Origin of the sequence: Flammeovirga aprica JL-4 (assembly GCF_012844305.1) — a bacterium.
GTDB lineage: Bacteria > Bacteroidota > Bacteroidia > Cytophagales > Flammeovirgaceae > Flammeovirga > Flammeovirga aprica.
Window position 1 is genome coordinate 1 of sequence record NZ_JABANE010000091.1, and the last position, 18,986, is coordinate 18,986.

Below are 18,986 nucleotides of genomic sequence, written 5' to 3' on the forward strand. Positions count from 1 at the left end.
AAGTACTTTTCCAGTTTTCAACATGTAATTTTAACTTTGAAAACGGTCAACCTATATCAGGGAATGACAGTGGTACGTATTGTGGTTTATGAGATCTTTGCAATCCAATATTTGAGCAAATATTAGCTATGTTTCATCAACACTTTGCAGACCAAAACACTATCCATTTTTTTAACTCTTAACTCTAATTTATTAGCTATTCCTCCACTTTACTACTGATGAGGTTTTGCAGTATATTCGCCATCAAACAACGTAGCTTTACCGCCAAAAACTAATGTGTCATCATCTCCTCCATTACTTAGATACATCCAAGTATAGACATCATTTAACATCTTACTAGTTGGTAATTGAAAAGACGATAAATCGCATCCTTCAAAGGTCATTTTTGTAATGTAGTTATCAGAGAAAGCACCTTTTCTGAGAGTGGTTACATTGGATGGAATAACGACACTTTTTAATTGATTACCTCTAAAGGCATCAGCTCCAATGTACTTTGTGCTTTCTGGTAAAATAACACTTGTCAGTTTATTATTTTCAAATGCAGAAGATGTAATTGAAGTCACTCTTTCAGGAATTTCAATATACGTTAAACGATTATTTGCAAAAGCATTGTGGCCAATAATTGTCTCCCTAGCAGATAAATAACTTTTATATTTAAGTAAACGAGCAAGAGTATAAGAAAAACTACTAGGCATGCTCATAGAAATCTCTAAAAACGTTAGTTGATTATTTTCAAATGAATACGCTCCAATATCAGTTACACTTTCGGGAATTGTGATACTTGTTAACTTATTTTCTCGGAAGGCCTTTTCGCCTATAGAAGTCACTCCTTCTGGGATTTCAACCTTCGTTAATTCATTGTGGTAAAAAGCTTCATCCCCAATAACTGTTACATTTTCAGGAATAAGGATTTCGGTTAATACATTAGTATTAAAGGCAGAATGACCAATAGAAGTTACGCCTTCTGGTATAACAACGCTAGCAAGTCGATTGAATTTAAAAAGTTTTGGGCTTATCTCCGTTACACCTTCCGGAATTTCGACACTTGTTAAGTCATTATAACTAAAAGCGCCTGTGCCAAGAAGAGTCACACTCGAAGGAATATCAACACTCGTCAATTGATTACTATTAAAAGCAAAATCTCCTATAGCAACTACACTTTCAGGAATTGTGATGCTCGTTAAACGATTTTCGCTAAAGGCATCTCTTCTAATACTATCCAAACTGGATGGAATTATGATACTCGACAAAGAATTAGTTTGAAAGGCACTAACTCCTAGAAAAGTTAAACCTTCAGAAAGTTCAATACTCCCAATGCTATTATTATAGAAGGCAAAATGTCCTATCATAGTTACGTTCTTAGAATTGACCACCTTATGTAACTCATTATCACGAAAGGCTGCATCTCCAATTGTAATCACTTTATCTGGAATAACTACACTCCACAACTGATTATTAATAAAGGCAAAAGCTCCAATTTCAGTGACATTGGATGAAATTTTAACACTCTCTAATTTATTATGACTAAAAGCACTATACCCAATACTTGTTACACTTTCAGGAATGACTACTTTGGTCAGTTGATTCTCTGTAAAAACAAATTCGTCAAGAAGCTTTAGCTTATTAGAAATGTCTACACTCGTCAACTTATTATATGCAAAAGCATACTCTTTCATAGTAGTCACACTATTAGGAATGACCACCGTTTTTAAACCATTGCTAACAAAGGCATACTCTTCAATTGTGGTAACATTATCGGAAATAACTACTCCCGTTAGCTTTTTACCTGCAAAAGCTTCAGCTCCAATAGTAGTCACATTAACTCCTCCGATTTGATCAGGAATCACGACATTCTTTACTGTACCTTTATAGGCTGTAATTGTTCCTGTTGAACTGTCAAATGTAAAATCACTCTCTTTTTGAGCCCAGCTGCTCAATGAAAGGAAACTTGCGAATAATAAAATAAATAATTGTAAGCGCATGAAAATTAATTTAGTTTTTGTAAAATATTTAGCTTGCTTATTTATTTACATATTACAAAAATTAAACCAAGGAGTTAAGAGCATTATAAACTAAAATCAATCTTAATAACACAAAACCCCACCACTACGAAGTGATGGGGTTTAAAATCAAACATTATTACCAAATTATTGCCTTGCTTCTACTTTTCTCAATTGGATATTATCCATATAGAAGTCATGCAAACCGTCTAATTTCATATCATTTTCTTTGAAGTTCATTTTTATAGCACCGTGTACAATAGTCTTCAAAGTAATTCTTTGTCTAAGTGTCACCCACTCACCATATTTCATATTAGGAAAATCACTGAACACCCATGGTACATTGACAAATACATCTTGATCTACGGTGTCATCATTTGTAGAGATGTTTGTTCTGATTAAATCAATAGCACTTGATCCTTGAGGAATGAAAACATCTATCGAAATTTCATATTCTCCCTCTTCCACTGAAAATTCGTTAGTTCCTTTTGAAGTATTGAATTTATGTGATCTCGTTCCTGAACCATTCAAATCAAAGGCAAAGTGCATACTTGCATTTCCTGTAGAAGCAGCCGTTGTTACTCTCTCGATTTTTTCTGCTTCTTTTGGATTCTTCAAACTAATATACCATCCAAATGCTTCATTTAATGCGTCATCAGATACTGGTGTTTCAAAACCTGCCATTGCATTATCCATGTAAGATACTACACCATTCATTTCTACATTTTCCGCAGTGAAAGTTGATAATGCTACGCCCAATAACGATTGGATTTTATTGCCTGTATACTCCACTTGAATATCGTCTGAATTGAAGAAGTTTTCTACTAGATAAATTTCAATTCTCTTATTGTTTCCATCTGCTAATTTCACTTCTGAAATAGATGCATTGGCGTTAGAATAGTTAGCTTCGATGTTTTGAATGCTCACTTTAAAATCACTCAACACCTCTGCTGAAGTAAATGGAGTTAGTGGATGTGATACATCAAAATAAAGTACACCACTGCCATTATCTGTTACCTTGCCGGCCTTTAAAGTAGGGTCATTTTGTACCTCTTTTACATTCACTTTTACTTTTGATGGATAATCCAAATCAGCGTCTTTAAACTTCTCATGCCCTTTTCTTTCCACCATTAATCCAAAACCAAAATCAGTTCCATGGTTTGAATACGTTACTTCAAATGAAGCCTCCTGTGATGTTACTTCCTCTGTACCATTATTGATTTTCCAAGTCCTCCCTGTTGGTTGACCTGTAGATTGATCCACAAAAGTAAGTCGGTCACCTTGATTGATTTCTAACGTAGTCGCTGTTTCTTCCTCACCTGCTGTCAATGTATAAATTGGTGTGTTGAGATCGTCATTTTTATAAATACTGAACCCTGCTTTTAATGCTTCAGATGTAAAGACTTCAATCGACAATGGTACCAAAATTTCAACATCTTCAAAACCTTCTTTCGATAACGTCAATTTATGAGCCGTCAAAGCATCATTGTTTTCATCAAATGGCACCTCAAATGAAGTAGCTGTTGAGGTTTGTACCGTTCCATTATTGACCGTCCACTGAACTGTAGGGCTTTCTTTAGTCTGTGTTTTGAATACTAGCGTTGTTCCTTTTTCGATGGCAATTGATTTACCCTCTCCTACTTTTCCTTCTGGAATTTCATAAATTGGAGTTTCTAAATCAGTCGATAGGAATACTTGAACACTCGCTTTTGGAGGTTGAGGACCAAGATCCACTTTCTTCACTTGAACTTTGACCGGAATCACAACCTTTTCCGTCAAGTCAGGATACTCCGCATCTTTTCTTTCAATTACTAATTCATGTACGATATATTCCCCCTCAGTTTTAAATACACCTTCAACACTATTTCCTTTCAATGTATCTTCCTCAACTCCTTCAAGTACCCAATATGTAGAAGTGAATAAGTCCTCATTGGTGGTATTGATAAAAGATAAAGCATCACCTTCGTCCAACTCAACGGTAGCCCATTCCTCTGTATCTCCTGGAATAGTTTCTCCCTCTTTCAATTCATAAACCAATTGATCACCGTTCATCACTTTGAAAGTTGGAATTAACTCCGGAATCACCACTTCTTCGACCACTTCAACCATTAAAGGAATAACCACCGTCGTTCTTAAATCAGGATAATTGCTTTCTTTTCTTTCAATGACTACTTGATGCGTATTGAACTCACCTGCTGTCGCAAAAGTCAAGTTAACCTCGTTTCCTTTTACAGAATCTTCTTCCATTCCGTCTACAAACCAGTAGGTAGAAGTGAATAAATTGGCATCAGAAGTGTTGATAAATGAAAGGCTTTCCCCTTTATCGATTTTCACTGAAGCCCAATCCGCTTGGTCTGTAGGAACTGTTTCTCCTGCTTTTAATTCATATACTAATAAGTCTCCTTTCATCACCTTGAAGGCCGGCAACAATTCAGGAACTACTTGGTTGACTTTAATCGTCAATGGAATTTGAATTTCCACTGTATCATGCTCTTCTTTTGATAAAGTCAGTGTATGAACACCTAATCCCTCTTTCACTTCCTCAAATAACACCTCAAAAGAAGATGCAGATGACGTTTGAGTAGACCCATTATTTATGGACCATGCTAATGTAGTACCTTCTGTCGCTTCTGCTTCAAATACCAACGTTGTTCCCTCATCAATTTCTAATGTTGCTTCTTCGCCGTTTTCACCCGCTGCAATAGTATACAATGGAGTTGTTTTATCTGAAGCTAAAAATACTTTTACTCCTGCCGTTAATACAGGTTTTACTTCTTCAATTACTTTGATGGTTATTGGAATGCTAACCGAAGTTGTCACATCAGGATACATGCCGTCCACTCTTTCAATCAACAATTGATGCGTATTGAATTCACCTACCGTAGCAAAAGTCAAACTGACCTCGTTTCCTTTTACAGAATCTTGATCCACTCCATCCACTAACCAATATGAGGAAGTGAACATGTTTTGGTTTGTAGTATTGATAAAAGAAAGTGTTGCTCCTTCCGTCAATTCTACCATGGCCCACTCAGCAGTGTTCTCAGGTACTGTTTCTCCTTCTTTTAATTCATAAATCAGTGAATCACCCATCATCACTTTAAAAGCGGGCAATAATACGGGTACTGAAACATTGACTTTCAAAGGAATTTCTGTTTGAATACTCGCATCAGGATGATCACCACCTTCTCTGATAAATGTTACTTCACCTGCTACGTGCTCTCCTTCCACATTATAGATAACGGTAACTTCGGCAGTTGTGGCATTCACCTCTTCTTTGTTGCCATTCAGTGACCAAGATCTTCCAGTGGGTTCACCTTCTGTAGAAATATCTTTGAAAGTCAGGGAGTCGCCATAAGTAAGCTGAATAACTTCCCAATTTTCTTGATCTGCAGGGTTTAGGATATCCTCTAATGTCACCGTTATCACCTTTTCATTGCCTTTATATACTTCATAGACAGGTGATAATTCAGGAATCAGATCCTCTATTTGTTCTTGCTCTTCTTTGGTACAGCCCACAAAAAAAAAGAGGCATGCTAGCATAAAAAATGGTAGTCTAAATAGATTCATTTCGTTGCTGTTTTATGTTTAAAAATTCATTTCACACGAAAAAATTCGTTTGCATTTTGCTTTATGTGACATCTAAATTGGGTGAAATGATTTTCTTGATTGTGTCGGGGTGTACACAATCTGTCTTTGTCAATAAACAACAAGTAAACTACTGATTACCAGTATATTTAAACCATATATTTTTATTTTAAAACTGTTTTTGACACTCAAAAAACATGAATTAGAATTTGATGTGGCATATTATAAACTCTTTTTATGTTTTCGTTCAAACTTCTTCAAAGCCTTTTCCTGTTTTTTTGAAAGCGTGAGTCCTTTTAAGTACCAATAAATATTTCTGCTGATCAATACATCCTTTCCATCAAGATAAGGCAGGAGTTTTTCGGTTATGACTTCATTTTCAATTTTAAATTCCGAAAGGAAATCAAGAAATAGGGTGACTTCCTGATAGTTCTCCATTTTTATGTAATCGAGCAGTTGATTATGGTAAGCTTTTTCTTTAAAAATAGAAATCAGTACTATCCTTCTTAGGGACATATTATTAAGGTGTTGAAATAAGGCTAACTTCTGAGAAGCATCAGACAAATTTAAGAGCATTCTTATTTCTCTACCTGTTAAATCATCTGCTACATTGAGGTAATAAGACCAGTAATCCTCGATGTTGTAACCTTTTTCTGTGATCACTTCTAATGCAAACAAAGTGGTTGTTGCCTTTTGAATAGTCATCAATTTTTTCAGACTTTCCTCTGTCTGATTTTTGATACTTTTCTCACGAATCGCTTGTTTAATAACAGGATGATTGGCCCAATGCCAAAGGGTAAAGCAGGTTAAAGTAGCCCCTTGTACTACATCTTTTTTTCCAATAAATGCTTTTGTTGCTCCCGAGTAGCCATCCAAATCATTTTCATCTTCCACATACAAATCGTCTTTTGTTACATCTGATAAAATAGACTCATCATCTTTTAAAATAGAGTGCAGTTTTTTATAATCCTGCTTCGTAAAGGCCATTGTTTTGTCATCCAAATGCTTTTCTAAATCGAGCCTTTCAGGAATAATCAATTTAGAGAATTCACCGTATTGATCCCATTCTAAAGTAACTGTAATGATTTTACATTGATTAGTATAGCACATCACAGAAGCCACTTTTGAGGTAACTTTTCCTGTGTTCTTATTGACTTTAAAAGTCAGTGTTTGCTCTTCACCTTTTTTTAAACCAGGGTGATGCAACGTTTTTTTAAAGCTAGATATATTCTTGTCTTCCTTCAGAAAAGGAGAAAAAAAGCCACAAAGAATAAAAGATAAAAAAAGGGATAATTTGAATATCATGTTTGTATAGCTAGAAGATGAATAAACCCATCATTAGACCACAGCTGAAGGTGTAGCCTGATGATGGGAAATTTTGGATAGCTTACCCAAAGCCCCTGACTTCCATCATGGAACTGTGTAAGTTAAGAAAATCAAGAATAAGAACGTACCTCATACAAACGAATATTCTTCGCTCCCCAAGTTTCCTTCAACTTTAAGCGGACGGCTGAGGTGGAAACCGTTTCAAAAGAGAGTTTCACTAATCGTGTGAGGTTGTCTTTGACGTTTGCCACTTCTTTCCATTTTCCATTTACTCTTGCTTCCACAGTAAATGATTTTAGTAATTCAGGAGGAACGGCTGTAACCTGTTTGGCATTTTTCTCTGGGTTTTTATGCATCATCATATTACGGTAAAGGTTGGTATCCGCTTTTAATTCAATTTTAGAAAGGGATACATTTTTCTCCCACTCCATTTGAACCGTTGCATTATTACCTTCCGATTCCCAGTGATGCACTTCATCAATCTTATCTCTTCCCAAGCCATCAACCAGCAACTGACAATTACCTGATGAAGTGGAAGATGCGATGATACTCTTCGCTTGTTTTGCTAAATCTTTTTGATCGTTGGAAGGCCTGTTTGGAATGTAAACATCATCTCTGAGGAGCTGTTCTTGCAACAAGCTGATGTCTTTTTGAGTCAATTCTCTTGGCGTCCATTTTTTATCAATACAGAGTTTAGCCGCAGTACCAATTGCTTGTCCCATCAGACCACAAGTAGCTTGGATTCTTGTAGAAGATAAAGCCACATGTGTCACAGAAACATTTCGTCCGGCAAACATCAAATTACTGATATTTTTGGAATACAATGAACGGAACGGCACTTGATATACTTCCTCAAAACGGGCATGGAAATACGAAGGAGGTTCGCTTGGGTTTTCAATACCACCCGGACAATGTTCATCAAATGACCAGCCACCATATGCCACTGCATCTTCAAATTGCTTATTATTTTGCATCTCGGGCTGAGACAGAATATGATCGCCCATAAAACGTCTGGATTCTCTTCTTCCCGGAACGGAACCTACCCAATCCAAAACAATATTGGCTGACTCAGGGAATTCTCCAGAGTTTTTGATATAATCCCAAACACCGTGCATATACCCTAAAAGCTTATGGCGGTTTTCTTCATAATCAGCAATAATATCGTACTCACTTCCCAGTTCAACCCACCAAAAACCTTCTTTCAGGTGTTTGATTCTTCTCTTATTCATCTTATCGGCTTCATAAGGAATCATAAACTTTGGCGGATAATACTTCACGGGTCTTCCCATATCCTTTGTGATCATCATCACCGAAGCGCCCATTTGCCAACCGTCTGCTTTATCTGGAGCAAAGGACTCATTAAATTCTGCTTTTGCCTCTCTACCGGTTCTGTATTCTGCCCCTGCCTGTGCTGCCATTAAACCGTCACCCGAACAGTCGCAAAACATTTTTCCTTCAATGGTAAAATAGGTTTCCGTGCTCGCTTGCCAGCATAAAATATCAGTGATCTTGTCATTCTTAGTATTCGCATCCAATGCCTGCGTATTGAGCATCACATCTAGATTCTCCTCTCTTGTCACAAAATCATACACCACGTGATCCCAAACCGGATAAGATTCCTGAGGGTTATAATGCCAGTTTTCTATTAATAACTCCTCCACTATACCTGTCTCTCTCTCAACCTTATATTTATTTTTGAGGTGCATCACACCATTGACTGTCACTCTTATTTCAGAAGACGCATTCCCTCCCAAAACCGGTCGGTCATTGATCAACACTGTTTTTGCTCCCGATCTTGCAGAAGCTACTGCGGCACAAATCCCTGCTATTCCTGCCCCTACTACCACTACATCATATTTTGCATGTTTCTGCCTTGAAGGCACTCCTTTTTTTCCTTCTCCTACTTGATACCAATTGTCTTTCTCCCTTGCTGAAAGCTCACCCTTAATTCCTTTTTTGTCTCTCGCTTCAACGGAAGAAACACCTACGCCCGTTGCTAAAGTTGCTAATGTGGTTTGTTTAAAAAAATCTCTCCTTTTCATTTCTGTACTTTTTTGTTGGTTGGTACTTGCTAAGTATTTGGGAGGTCCGCATGGAAGTTTTAATACAACGTTCCTGCAACTTTACTTAACCCTATGAAACTTACCTTGTACTTAAAACAAAGATTCAAAGTTTATGATAAAAGAGTGTGTGTATGGATAAGTAGTTTGTCTCTTTCGATATGGAAATGATGTGATCTATGGTTATTGAGGCTATCGTAAAACATAAAAAAAGAGGCTGAATCATAAACTAGTTATGAGGCAGCCCCTTTTCAATTTAAAGTTAGTTTAAGTACTAGAACAGTATTAAAGGGATAATTTTGATGAAGAATTAAGAATGATGAATGAAGAAAAATGTTTCGTGTTCTGGTTAATAAAGAGGTATTTATGATGGTGGATACCGTTGCAGAGATGTTGTTTTACAACGTCCAATCGGACCACAGTACAGATCACCTTGTCTTCATTCTTAACTCTTCATTCTTGTCCGTTTCATTTGTCCTAGTACTTAATTTTTATCTTGGATGATCTATGTTTAAACAGTCTATTGATGACCTAAAAACTCTTCCAATGCTTCTTTATTTTTTACATAAGAAAGTTTTCCGACTGCCATATGGTATTTTGATTTGTCAGAAGTGTACTCAAATGCCATTTTTGCAAACGCTAATCTTTTTCCATCCAAGTTGAAAACGCCCATTAAGTCTACTACTTGAGCAGTGCTGATGCATCCTTTCTCCATCAAAAACTCATTGGCCATTTCTACAGATTTGCCACCTGCATTCATTTCCGCTTTAATGTCATTTTTCAATTTAGAAAAGTCTGCAAAGCTCATTTCGCAATCTTTTGCAACTTCTTTTTTCTCTTCCTTCGGTTCTTCCTTAACTTCTTCCTTTTTTTCTACATAAGTAGTGCTTCTGATATCAACATTTTCGATGCTTACCTCTTCTAATTGAAGTACCTGGATTGCGTCAGCCCAATCGATAACAACAGCTTCACCATTAGGAGTAATGTTCATAGAGAAAGTATAAGACTTGTTAGGGAAGATGATATCGCCTTTCTTCACAATCTTTGGTTCTCCTCCTGATACATTAACTTTTGAAAGGTCTAAATAACCTAATTGTCCCACCTTTCCTTGGAAAGAACATTTTACCTGAACATATACTCTATCAGAATAAACGTTGTGCTCCATCACTTTTACATGGAAATTACCATACGTTTTTTCAACTTTTTCAGCTACCGTTAAAGGCTCAGTTTTTACAGCTGTCCCTGGTGCTTTTGCATAACGGATGCCTTTCATTTGAAGAAAGAATTGGTCTGCATTTGCTTTTACAGGAGGTTTTGCACGGAACTCATTGTAAATCGTTTTGCTATCTCCCGGTTTTAAAACGTATTGCGTTTTGGTAGGTCTAACTTCACCCTCATTCATTGATAAAGCAGTTTCATTACGGTCAATAATAAGGTAACCGTTTCCTGTGTTTTTAGCCTTATAATTAATGTAATAACTAGAAGTAGAAGATTTTACTTTTTCGAATGTGAAGCTTGAATGATCTGTTGTAATGGATTTTGGCATATTATACACTTTTGTTTGTGCATAAGAAGTACCGATCATAAGTAGTAAAAAAATGAAGGAAAATTGTTTTTTCATAAGTTTAATATTTAATACCAATTAATTTTAGAGAGAGCACTATTTAGGAATAAAATTTTGCAGCAAAAGAAGCACAATGATGTTATACATAGTATCATTTGAAGTAGCAAAATAGAAGTCAAAATAGCCTCAAGTAGCTAGGAGCATAATACCCCATAGAATAATCGAATAGATTTTATTTTAAATTTTCTTTGAAGTCTGTTTTTATTTAAGAGCTTGTTTGGAATATATATTTTAGAAGTGAAAATTTTCCATTTTAGGTTGTGAGGAAATTAATTTCAGAGAAAATAGTGGTTCTATAGTTGATGAAATTAATAAACTCACGTTCTGAAAGGGTGGATTTTTACTAAAATAGATGTTTCAAACCTGCTCAAAATCATTTTCATATAACATGAATTGAACTCTTTTTAGAGCCAATTATTTTATGACCAACCTATTAACTACCAGCAGAAACGCTAGTCATTAAAAAATTAGGTTGAATACTTTGTTCTTCCGATTTGCCAAGAACTTTTTCCTGATTAAAAGATTGAATTGCATAGATAGTAAGAAATAAAAAATTAAAGAAGCGTATGATTAGCATAAAAAAATTCATGTCAGTGTTTTACGCCTCCAAAATCATCAATAATTGTACCACAAAAAGCATAAAATTATAATGTGGTTTTACATTGTTATATCAAAGAGAAAAATTGTTTGAGAAACTGATGCTTGCTAATAATAAATGAAGAAAACGGTATTTAAAGACCACAACAGGCTTCATTTTCCTCACTCTTCATTCCTCTTTCAAAATGTCCGTCTATTTTGTCCTAGTACTTATCAACTTCCCTTATTAAATTTGTTATGAACAACATTTTTTTATCTTTTAAACATCATAAATAATCGATCACAGTTTGACTTCTTTTTTAAACTTGTTTTATCACTTTAATATAAAATACGACGCCTTCCCACTTTCATTCTCCGGACATCAACTGCCAAATGTATACACAAATACACTTATTATACATTGAGATACAAAAGGTATGTAGAGGGCCAAAACGGTATTAAAAAACACATTTTTAAAAATAAATCGCTGAAAAACTGCCTTATACGTACGATTTACATTTTATGGAAGCAAGGATACACCGAATAAATCATTGGGCACAGTGGCAGTAAGGTCTCACATTAACTTTAGAATGTGATTTTATTAAAGACCGAGTTTATCACACACAAATCAACAAAAACTCCTGTTACTATTGGTTTATTGAAATGAATAATGAAACAAATGAAAAGTATTTTTACAGTATTTAAACTGCTAAACTATCGCCTTTTCTTTCTAGTGAGCTTTCTACTTCTCTCTGCTAACGTAGACACTATTGCTCAGTCTAGACAGATTGCAGGCAAGATTATCGGTGCAGACGACAACCTTCCATTACCCGGTGTAAGTGTCCGAATCAAAGGAACAACATCTGGTACAGTTACGGACTTTGATGGGAAGTATTCTCTATTGGTGAGTGAAGGAGAAACACTAGAATTCAGCTTTATCGGTATGGTGAGTCAGTATATTCTGGTCACCAACCAAAGTAAAATTGATGTCTCAATGGAGGCTGATGTGCAAGTATTGGATGAAATCGTGAAGATTGGTTATGGTGAACAGAAGAAAAAAGAAGTATCTGGCGCTGTAGCTCATGTAAAAAGCGAAGCACTTGAAGCCTATGTTTCTGGTGATGCCGCCCAAGCATTACAAGGGCAGATTGCCGGTGTGAATGTGACAACTTCGGGTTCGCCGGGTGCAGATGCGGTGGTACAGATTCGTGGTGTCAGCACCGTTTCTGATGTGGCGGGTGCAACTGAACCTTTGTATGTTGTTGATGGAATTCCTCAAAATGAAAACCCTCGTTTGGCACCTTCAGAAATTGAGTCAATGGACATTCTGAAAGACCTTGCCTCATGTGCAATTTATGGTACAAGGGGAGCGAATGGTGTTATTTTAATTACCACGAAAAAAGGGGAAGCAGGAAAGCTGAATGTATCACTTGATGCTTCTTACGGTGTAAAAAATATTATCTCAGGCATTGATTTGATGAACACCCCTGAGCAGGTGTATTTTGATATGATCAAGGAAAGAAACCGCGGGGCCAACGATTTTGATAATTCTACCAACTTACCAATTCCTAGAAACCCTTCAATCTTCCAAAACAATACGGACTTATCGAATGTGGTGATCAAAGATAATCAACCTACACAAAGTTATAATATTGGTATCAATGGAGGTTCAAAAGGTTTAACTTATAACCTGACGGGTGGTTATTATGACGACAGAGGACCACTGATCAATTCTGGTTTTTCGAGATACAATGCAAGAGCAGGTGTGAGATACGACAGAGGAAAATGGAAAATCAACTCTTCAGTCTCATTAGGTTCTGAAACTTTGGAAAGATCAAACTCAGGTTTGCTAACACAGACCATCAGGTACGCGCCTTACAAACCTGTACTTGATCCGAACAGCAATGAAGCCCTTGTGGATGTAGGCAGTGGAGCTTCTACCACTAACAATGTTTTGGAATCCATGAAAATGGAAGATGTGGCGAATAGAGACCGTATGCAGGGAAATATCAGCCTTGCCTATGAGCTTATAGAAGGGCTGAATATCAACTCCAACATTGGGGTAAGCAACATCAATGAGTTCAGGTATCGATTCAAACCTTTTATTGAAAATTACGATGAGGATGGCATTCTTCAATCAGACCCTGCCACTTCTTATATCGTCAATGAATCTTCAAGAAGAACTTCCACTTCTGCTGATGTGCGTTTGTCTTACTTTAAAAAGTTTGGCCACCACAAAATCACTGGTATTTTGGGTTCTTCTTATGAAACGCATACGCGTAACAGCTTTACAGCACAGAAAAACGGAGTGGTAGACAATTCCATCAGAGTACTTGACGGTGCAGTTCTAGCCGCTTCTGCAACCAACGGTTATAATTATACTTACAATATCATTGGTACACTTGGTCGTATTACTTACGATTACAAGAGCAAATACATGTTTTCAGTGAGTGGTAACTACAATGGCAACTCAAAATTTGCTACAGATAAAAAATGGAAATTCTTCCCTTCGGCTTCAGTCGCTTGGAATGTTTCTGAGGAAGGATTCTGGGATGATATGAGAGGCATTGCCAATAACTTCAAGATTCGTGGTTCTCATGGTCAAGTAGGTGGACAAAGCTTCTTGCCGTATTCTGATCAGGCTACTATGCAAAACGGTTATGACTACCTGTTCGGTGCTGGCGGTTTCCCTACAATTTATTACGGTTCGGCACAACAAAACTATGCGAATGGCAACATTCAATGGGAAACTTCAATTCAGAACAACGTCGGTGTCGACCTGGGATTATTTGATAATAAAATCCTGATCACAACTGATGTGTATCATACTGAAAAATCTGATATGCTTTTCCCTGTACAGTTGCCTCCTTCTTCTGGCGTAACAGGACAAGCTTCAAAATTGACGATGAACATTGGTAATATGGTTAATAAAGGTTTTGAATTGACAGCCACTGTAAAAGGGGCAAAAGAGGCATTCAACTGGAGTGTGACGGGTACTTTCACTAAAAACCAAAATGAAATCACAAGCCTAAATGCAGATCAGTTTATCTACACTACAGACCCTGGATTGATCAACGGTGCGGGTGCTTCTTCTAAAGTCACGGTATTTTCAGAGGGATATGAAGCCGGTGCATTTTTCTTATATCAAACTGACGGTGTGATTCAAAATGAAGAACAATTAAGAGCGTATCAGAAAATCAAATCAGATGCTAGAATGGGTGACCTTATTTATGTGGATACCAACAACGATGGCATCATCACAGACGAAGACAGAGTATATATGGGGTCTGGATTCTCCAATTTTGAAAGCGGTATTATTTTTAATATCAGCTGGAAAGGATTTGATTTTATGATGCATTGGTATGCGGCTGTGGGACATAAAGTAATGAATGGTTCTAAGGCCATGGCTTATTCTGAAGGAAGACACAAAGATCAAGTCAACACATGGAACAGAGCCAACCCTACTTCATCAGTTCCTGCATGGAGAGGTTCTACTAAACAGCACGACAACTTCAGATCATATACTGACCTTTGGCTGGAAGACGGTTCTTATATCCGTTTGAAGAACATTCAACTTGGATATACTTTACCGAAGAGCCTGACCAAACGTTTGGGGATGACCAACTGCAGACTGTATGTTTCGGCTCAAAATCCGCTTACGTTCACCAATTACACTGGTTATGATCCAGAAGCGGCAGGCAACGGTGTCTCTTCAAGAGGACTTGATAAAGGGAACTACCCTATCTCTTCTCTTTACCTTACAGGTTTTAAGTTGAACTTCTAGACCATTGAAAACGATGAAATTGAATATAAAAGAACTACTTAAATACGGTTGGTATGTGGCATTATTCGCTTCATGCATAAGCTGTACGGATGTCTTGAATGAGGACAACCCCAACGCCAAACCAAAGAAAGACTACTTTACATCATTGACGGAATCAGACAAAGTGCTGACCGCAACTTACTCCGCTCTACTGAATCATTACAACCTCAACATCATGGAAGAGGCTTGGCGTTCTGATTTGGGCTTCCCTTCTATTTCAAGTGGAAGACCTGCACTAAGCAGTAATGGTGAACCTTGGTATTTTAAGACTTATACCAACTCTCAAAAAGAAGTCAATAAAAAATGGGAAGCACTTTATATTGGTGCTTTCAGAGCCAATCAGTTGATAGAAGGTTTAGAAGGTCCTTTGGGTGATATGAAAGACAATGAAAAGTGGATCATTCAGATGGCACAAGCCCGTTTATTAAGAGGTATTTTCCACTTCTGGGCTTATCAGACTTTCAATAATGGCCGTGTGATTATCAGAGATAAAGTACCTGTAGAACTGAAGGAGTTCAATATCCCGGTTTCTTCAAAAGAAGATGTGAGAGCGTTTATTTTAAGTGATTTTGAATATGCTTATGAAAACCTGCCTGCCACTTGGGGTTCAAGCGCTGCAGACGAGCTTTCTGCAGGAAGATTGAATAAAGCAATTGCAACAATGTTCCTTGCTAACCTTTACTTCTTAGAGGCGCCTGCATCTGTGGATGGTGATGGTATTGAGCCGGATTATGAAAAAGCATTGACTTTCTATCAGGAAATCATCAATAACTATAATTACCAATTGGTGGGTGATCCTGAAATGATGTTCACAAGAGCAGGAGAATTTAATAAAGAGGCCATTTTTGAAATTATCTATGACGACAACTTAAGACCGGAATTGGATAAGTTTGATGAGCAATCACCAAGTAACCGTATGGCGAGATACTGTGCTCCTGGAACAAAGGCAGGGCAAAGAGCAATGACACCAACTGCTTGGCTCGCTTATAAATATAAAACAGAGCAGATTGATCCTCTTGACACTAGAAATAAAGCCACTATTATCGACTTTGATACTGAAGAAGAGGTGGAAGTAATAAGGGATATTTCATTAAGAGCCTCAGCAAGTGTGGCAATGGTCAATGACCTTTACACCAACTACTACCGTTCAGGCATCACTCCAGTAGTAGCCACTTTTGGTAAATATGAATTCTCTTATTTTAAAAAATATACCAACCACGATATTGTTACTTCAGAAGCCAACCTTCCAAAAGGTGCTTGGTATTCGGGTAAAAACATTACCATTCACCGCTTATCTGAAGTGTACTTGAATGTGGCTGAATGTTATTTACAAAAAGGTGATGTTGCGATGGCTTTGAAATACATCAACGATGTCAGAGCAAAATGGGGACTGGTATTGTTAGGTTCATCCGTACAAGGGCATCACTCAGACAGAACTTACGACGAGCAAGTGTATTCTGTTGATGCTGTGATGGAGCATTTGATGTTTACCGAAAAACCCCTTGAGCTGGCTGTAGAAGGACATGCTATCCGCTGGATCGACTTAAGAAGATGGGGTAAAATCAAAGAAGCTTTCTTGAGAGCAGGCAGTGAAGTTTACCACACCATTCAGTTCCAATGCATAGATCCTGATACTGGAAATAAGGTGAAGAGAAACAGAGCAGACCTGCAAATGGGTTCTGATCCAACAAATAAAAGTATTGACATTATAGACTGTGTAGATGCTTACTACAACTACATTCCAGAGGTGCACGATTACTATCCTCTTCCTCTTGAAGAAATTATTTCCAACCCTAACTTAGGTCAATAAATACAATGAGAAAATTAAGATTTATCTATATCAGTATTCTTGCTTTGTTGGTTTTGGGCTGTAACAAAGACAATGAAAATGAAATTCCTGCACATTCAGATATATCATGGTACACTGAGGCAGGTGGTTTTGCACACTCTAACCTTGCTAGAGAAGTAGGGCAATCCCTCTCTTTTATGGATCTTTCACAAGGAGTTTACACGCATGAGTGGGTGCTTGACAGTGGTAATTTCTTTATAGAAGGCGATTTTGTAAAAGGAGAAGATCTCACTAATTATATCATACCAAACAGCGGACTTTCTTCTGATGCTTACAATGTCAATGTACTATTTATGGAAGAAGGCCTGCAAGGAGTCAGACTCCACAACAGGTTTTATCATCCGGTAGAATACATTGGTTTCAATGGAAGTCACGATGTGGCGGACACCCTTACTTCTTACCTTGATGAGGAAGGCATGTGGGTAATTGATACTACTTTATATGTCGACGTCTACGGTGTAGTAGAACCAGAAATGATTGTAGAAAAAGACGGAGAAGTATTGGTGCATGTCACTGCGGATTCTATGATTTATATGGAAAATGGAGAGCAGAAAGTGATTACTGATCTTGAAAACAAAGAGCTTTGGCCTGTCTTTGAAATAGAATACGGCACTGAATTGACGTATAAAGACGTGACTACTAAAGGACGTACGGACAGCAGAACATGGATATTCCCAACTCATGCCACAGTCAACGGTTATGACAACGAAGGCAACAATGCTTTAGAGGCTGAAAATGCTGTTAGCGTTAATCTGCAATTCAATGCTTTTGACAAGGCTTCGGGTGGTTCTTTTGAGGCGGAACGTACTTTTGAAACAGTGGCCAGCAAAGCGAAGATTACGTTGCCGTTTATGATCGATGTAGTTGCGCCTGCCTTAAAAGCCAATTTTAAAGTCTATCATAGAGGTGTTGAAATTTTACATATCGATGAAAACAACACACCAAGTGAAGATATTTTTACCTGGACTACCCTAGACATCGCTTTGGATGATGAACTTGTTTTTGAAGACCTCACCACTGAAATTGTAACGCTGAACAGAGCATGGGCTTTCGAAAGCGGCAACAGAAATGGAGAAACTGCTACTGAAAAAACGGAAACCAACCTTTATAATGAAATTGTAAACGGTGCAAAAATTGGCAGATTTACTGTATCAAGAACCATCAATAATGAAGAGCAGACTTCTTCAAAAGTCATCCCGCTTCTTATCAACGTTGCTTTAACGCAGGAAGGTGATACAGAAGTTTTAGGAGATGTCTCTACCGCAGATGAAATCAGCAACACGATTCTCTTCTACAGCAATGAAGAATTGCAGGACATTCCTTCAGCTTCATTAGCAGACTTCAGCGTATCAGGAACAGACATTAACGACACGCCATTAAGCTTGTCTATCACTTCAGTGGCAATGAACCCTGACAACAAAAAAGAAGTGGTTGTGACACTAGACAGCGACATTTACAACTCAGACAACGTGACATTAGCCTACAGCGGTGACAACATAAAGTCTAGAGCAGATATTCCTTTAAATCATTTCAACAAAGAAGTGATAGGCGTCAACAATGCAGCACAAGTACTAACGGATGCTTTCAAAAGTTTTGAAGAATACAAAGGAAAAGCAACAGGTGGCGGTGCCAAAGGCTGGACGTCTTCACACGATGGCGCTGCAAAAGAGAACCGCTATTTCTACTTCCAAAGAACGGATGAAAAAGCTTCTGACGGAGATTACAGCATGAAATTCTTTGTGGATTATAATATTGCTGATATTTCAAAGGATAAAAAAGTAGAGACTTCAGTCACAGAAGAGCATCTGCTTGATGTACCTGAAGGAGTTTATGAAGTAAGCGTAGACATTTATGTGGAAGAGGGAACAATCTTATCTCCACTTGATGAAAACTTCGAAGTAAAACTAACGGGAGAAACCACCTATTCTTATAAAGTAGATTACAACGCTTTACCAAGAGGTGAATGGACCACAATCAAAATGAGGAAGCCTTTTGGACCTAGTAATAGTGCTTCAAAAATGGTGATACAGTTTGCAAGTGATGTCGCTAGCTCAGGTAATCTCCATTTCTATATCGACAACGTTTCGATGAGAGGTTTGAAGACAAGGTAGTTGGAGAGGAATTAGTTAAGAGTTAAGAATGA

General features: G+C 37.4%; 8 protein-coding genes. 3 read left to right on the forward strand and 5 right to left on the reverse strand.

Annotation, left to right across the window (positions count from 1 at the left end; translation table 11 throughout):
* Positions 1-212: 212 nt before the first annotated feature.
* The 5 genes from HHU12_RS24925 to HHU12_RS24945 all read right to left on the reverse strand — a co-directional run bounded on the left by HHU12_RS24925 (position 213) and on the right by HHU12_RS24945 (position 10,592).
* The gene (locus HHU12_RS24925; protein WP_169659454.1) at positions 213-1,982 is read right to left on the reverse strand and encodes a leucine-rich repeat domain-containing protein; all 1,770 of its coding nucleotides are present in this window, start codon (positions 1,980-1,982) and stop codon (positions 213-215) included.
* A gap of 165 nt (positions 1,983-2,147) precedes the next feature.
* Positions 2,148-5,540: a hypothetical protein gene (locus tag HHU12_RS24930; RefSeq protein WP_169659455.1), complete on the reverse strand. Its 3,393-nt coding sequence runs from the start codon at positions 5,538-5,540 to the stop codon at positions 2,148-2,150.
* 267 nt (positions 5,541-5,807) lie between these two features.
* The gene (locus HHU12_RS24935; protein WP_169659456.1) at positions 5,808-6,890 is read right to left on the reverse strand and encodes a hypothetical protein; all 1,083 of its coding nucleotides are present in this window, start codon (positions 6,888-6,890) and stop codon (positions 5,808-5,810) included.
* A gap of 131 nt (positions 6,891-7,021) precedes the next feature.
* Positions 7,022-8,953 carry an FAD-dependent oxidoreductase gene (locus HHU12_RS24940; RefSeq protein WP_169659457.1) on the reverse strand — a complete coding sequence of 644 codons (1,932 nt, stop codon included), beginning with the start codon at positions 8,951-8,953 and terminating at the stop codon, positions 7,022-7,024.
* 538 nt (positions 8,954-9,491) lie between these two features.
* Positions 9,492-10,592 (reverse strand): DUF4476 domain-containing protein, encoded by a 1,101-nt coding sequence (locus tag HHU12_RS24945; RefSeq protein WP_169659458.1) that lies wholly within the window; start codon positions 10,590-10,592, stop codon positions 9,492-9,494.
* Positions 10,593-11,850: 1,258 nt separating this feature from the next.
* On the opposite strand from HHU12_RS24945, the gene HHU12_RS24950 reads away from it, so the two are divergent.
* From HHU12_RS24950 to HHU12_RS24960, 3 genes are read left to right on the forward strand one after another with little or no spacing between them, the layout of a single operon-like run.
* Positions 11,851-14,955, forward strand: coding sequence for a SusC/RagA family TonB-linked outer membrane protein (locus HHU12_RS24950; RefSeq protein WP_169659459.1), 3,105 nt, complete (start codon positions 11,851-11,853; stop codon positions 14,953-14,955).
* A 13-nt stretch (positions 14,956-14,968) separates the two neighbouring features.
* Positions 14,969-16,804, forward strand: coding sequence for a RagB/SusD family nutrient uptake outer membrane protein (locus HHU12_RS24955; RefSeq protein ID WP_169659460.1), 1,836 nt, complete (start codon positions 14,969-14,971; stop codon positions 16,802-16,804).
* A 5-nt stretch (positions 16,805-16,809) separates the two neighbouring features.
* The gene (locus tag HHU12_RS24960; RefSeq protein ID WP_169659461.1) at positions 16,810-18,954 is read left to right on the forward strand and encodes a hypothetical protein; all 2,145 of its coding nucleotides are present in this window, start codon (positions 16,810-16,812) and stop codon (positions 18,952-18,954) included.
* Positions 18,955-18,986 lie beyond the last annotated feature (32 nt).

Coding starts and splice junctions, on each gene's coding strand:
- HHU12_RS24925 (WP_169659454.1), bottom strand. CDS start 1,982: ATGCGCTTACAATTATTTATTTTATTATTCGCAAGTTTCCTTTCATTG.
- HHU12_RS24930 (WP_169659455.1), bottom strand. CDS start 5,540: ATGCTAGCATGCCTCTTTTTTTTTGTGGGCTGTACCAAAGAAGAGCAA.
- HHU12_RS24935 (WP_169659456.1), bottom strand. CDS start 6,890: ATGATATTCAAATTATCCCTTTTTTTATCTTTTATTCTTTGTGGCTTT.
- HHU12_RS24940 (WP_169659457.1), bottom strand. CDS start 8,953: ATGAAAAGGAGAGATTTTTTTAAACAAACCACATTAGCAACTTTAGCA.
- HHU12_RS24945 (WP_169659458.1), bottom strand. CDS start 10,592: ATGAAAAAACAATTTTCCTTCATTTTTTTACTACTTATGATCGGTACT.
- HHU12_RS24950 (WP_169659459.1), top strand. CDS start 11,851: ATGAAAAGTATTTTTACAGTATTTAAACTGCTAAACTATCGCCTTTTC.
- HHU12_RS24955 (WP_169659460.1), top strand. CDS start 14,969: ATGAAATTGAATATAAAAGAACTACTTAAATACGGTTGGTATGTGGCA.
- HHU12_RS24960 (WP_169659461.1), top strand. CDS start 16,810: ATGAGAAAATTAAGATTTATCTATATCAGTATTCTTGCTTTGTTGGTT.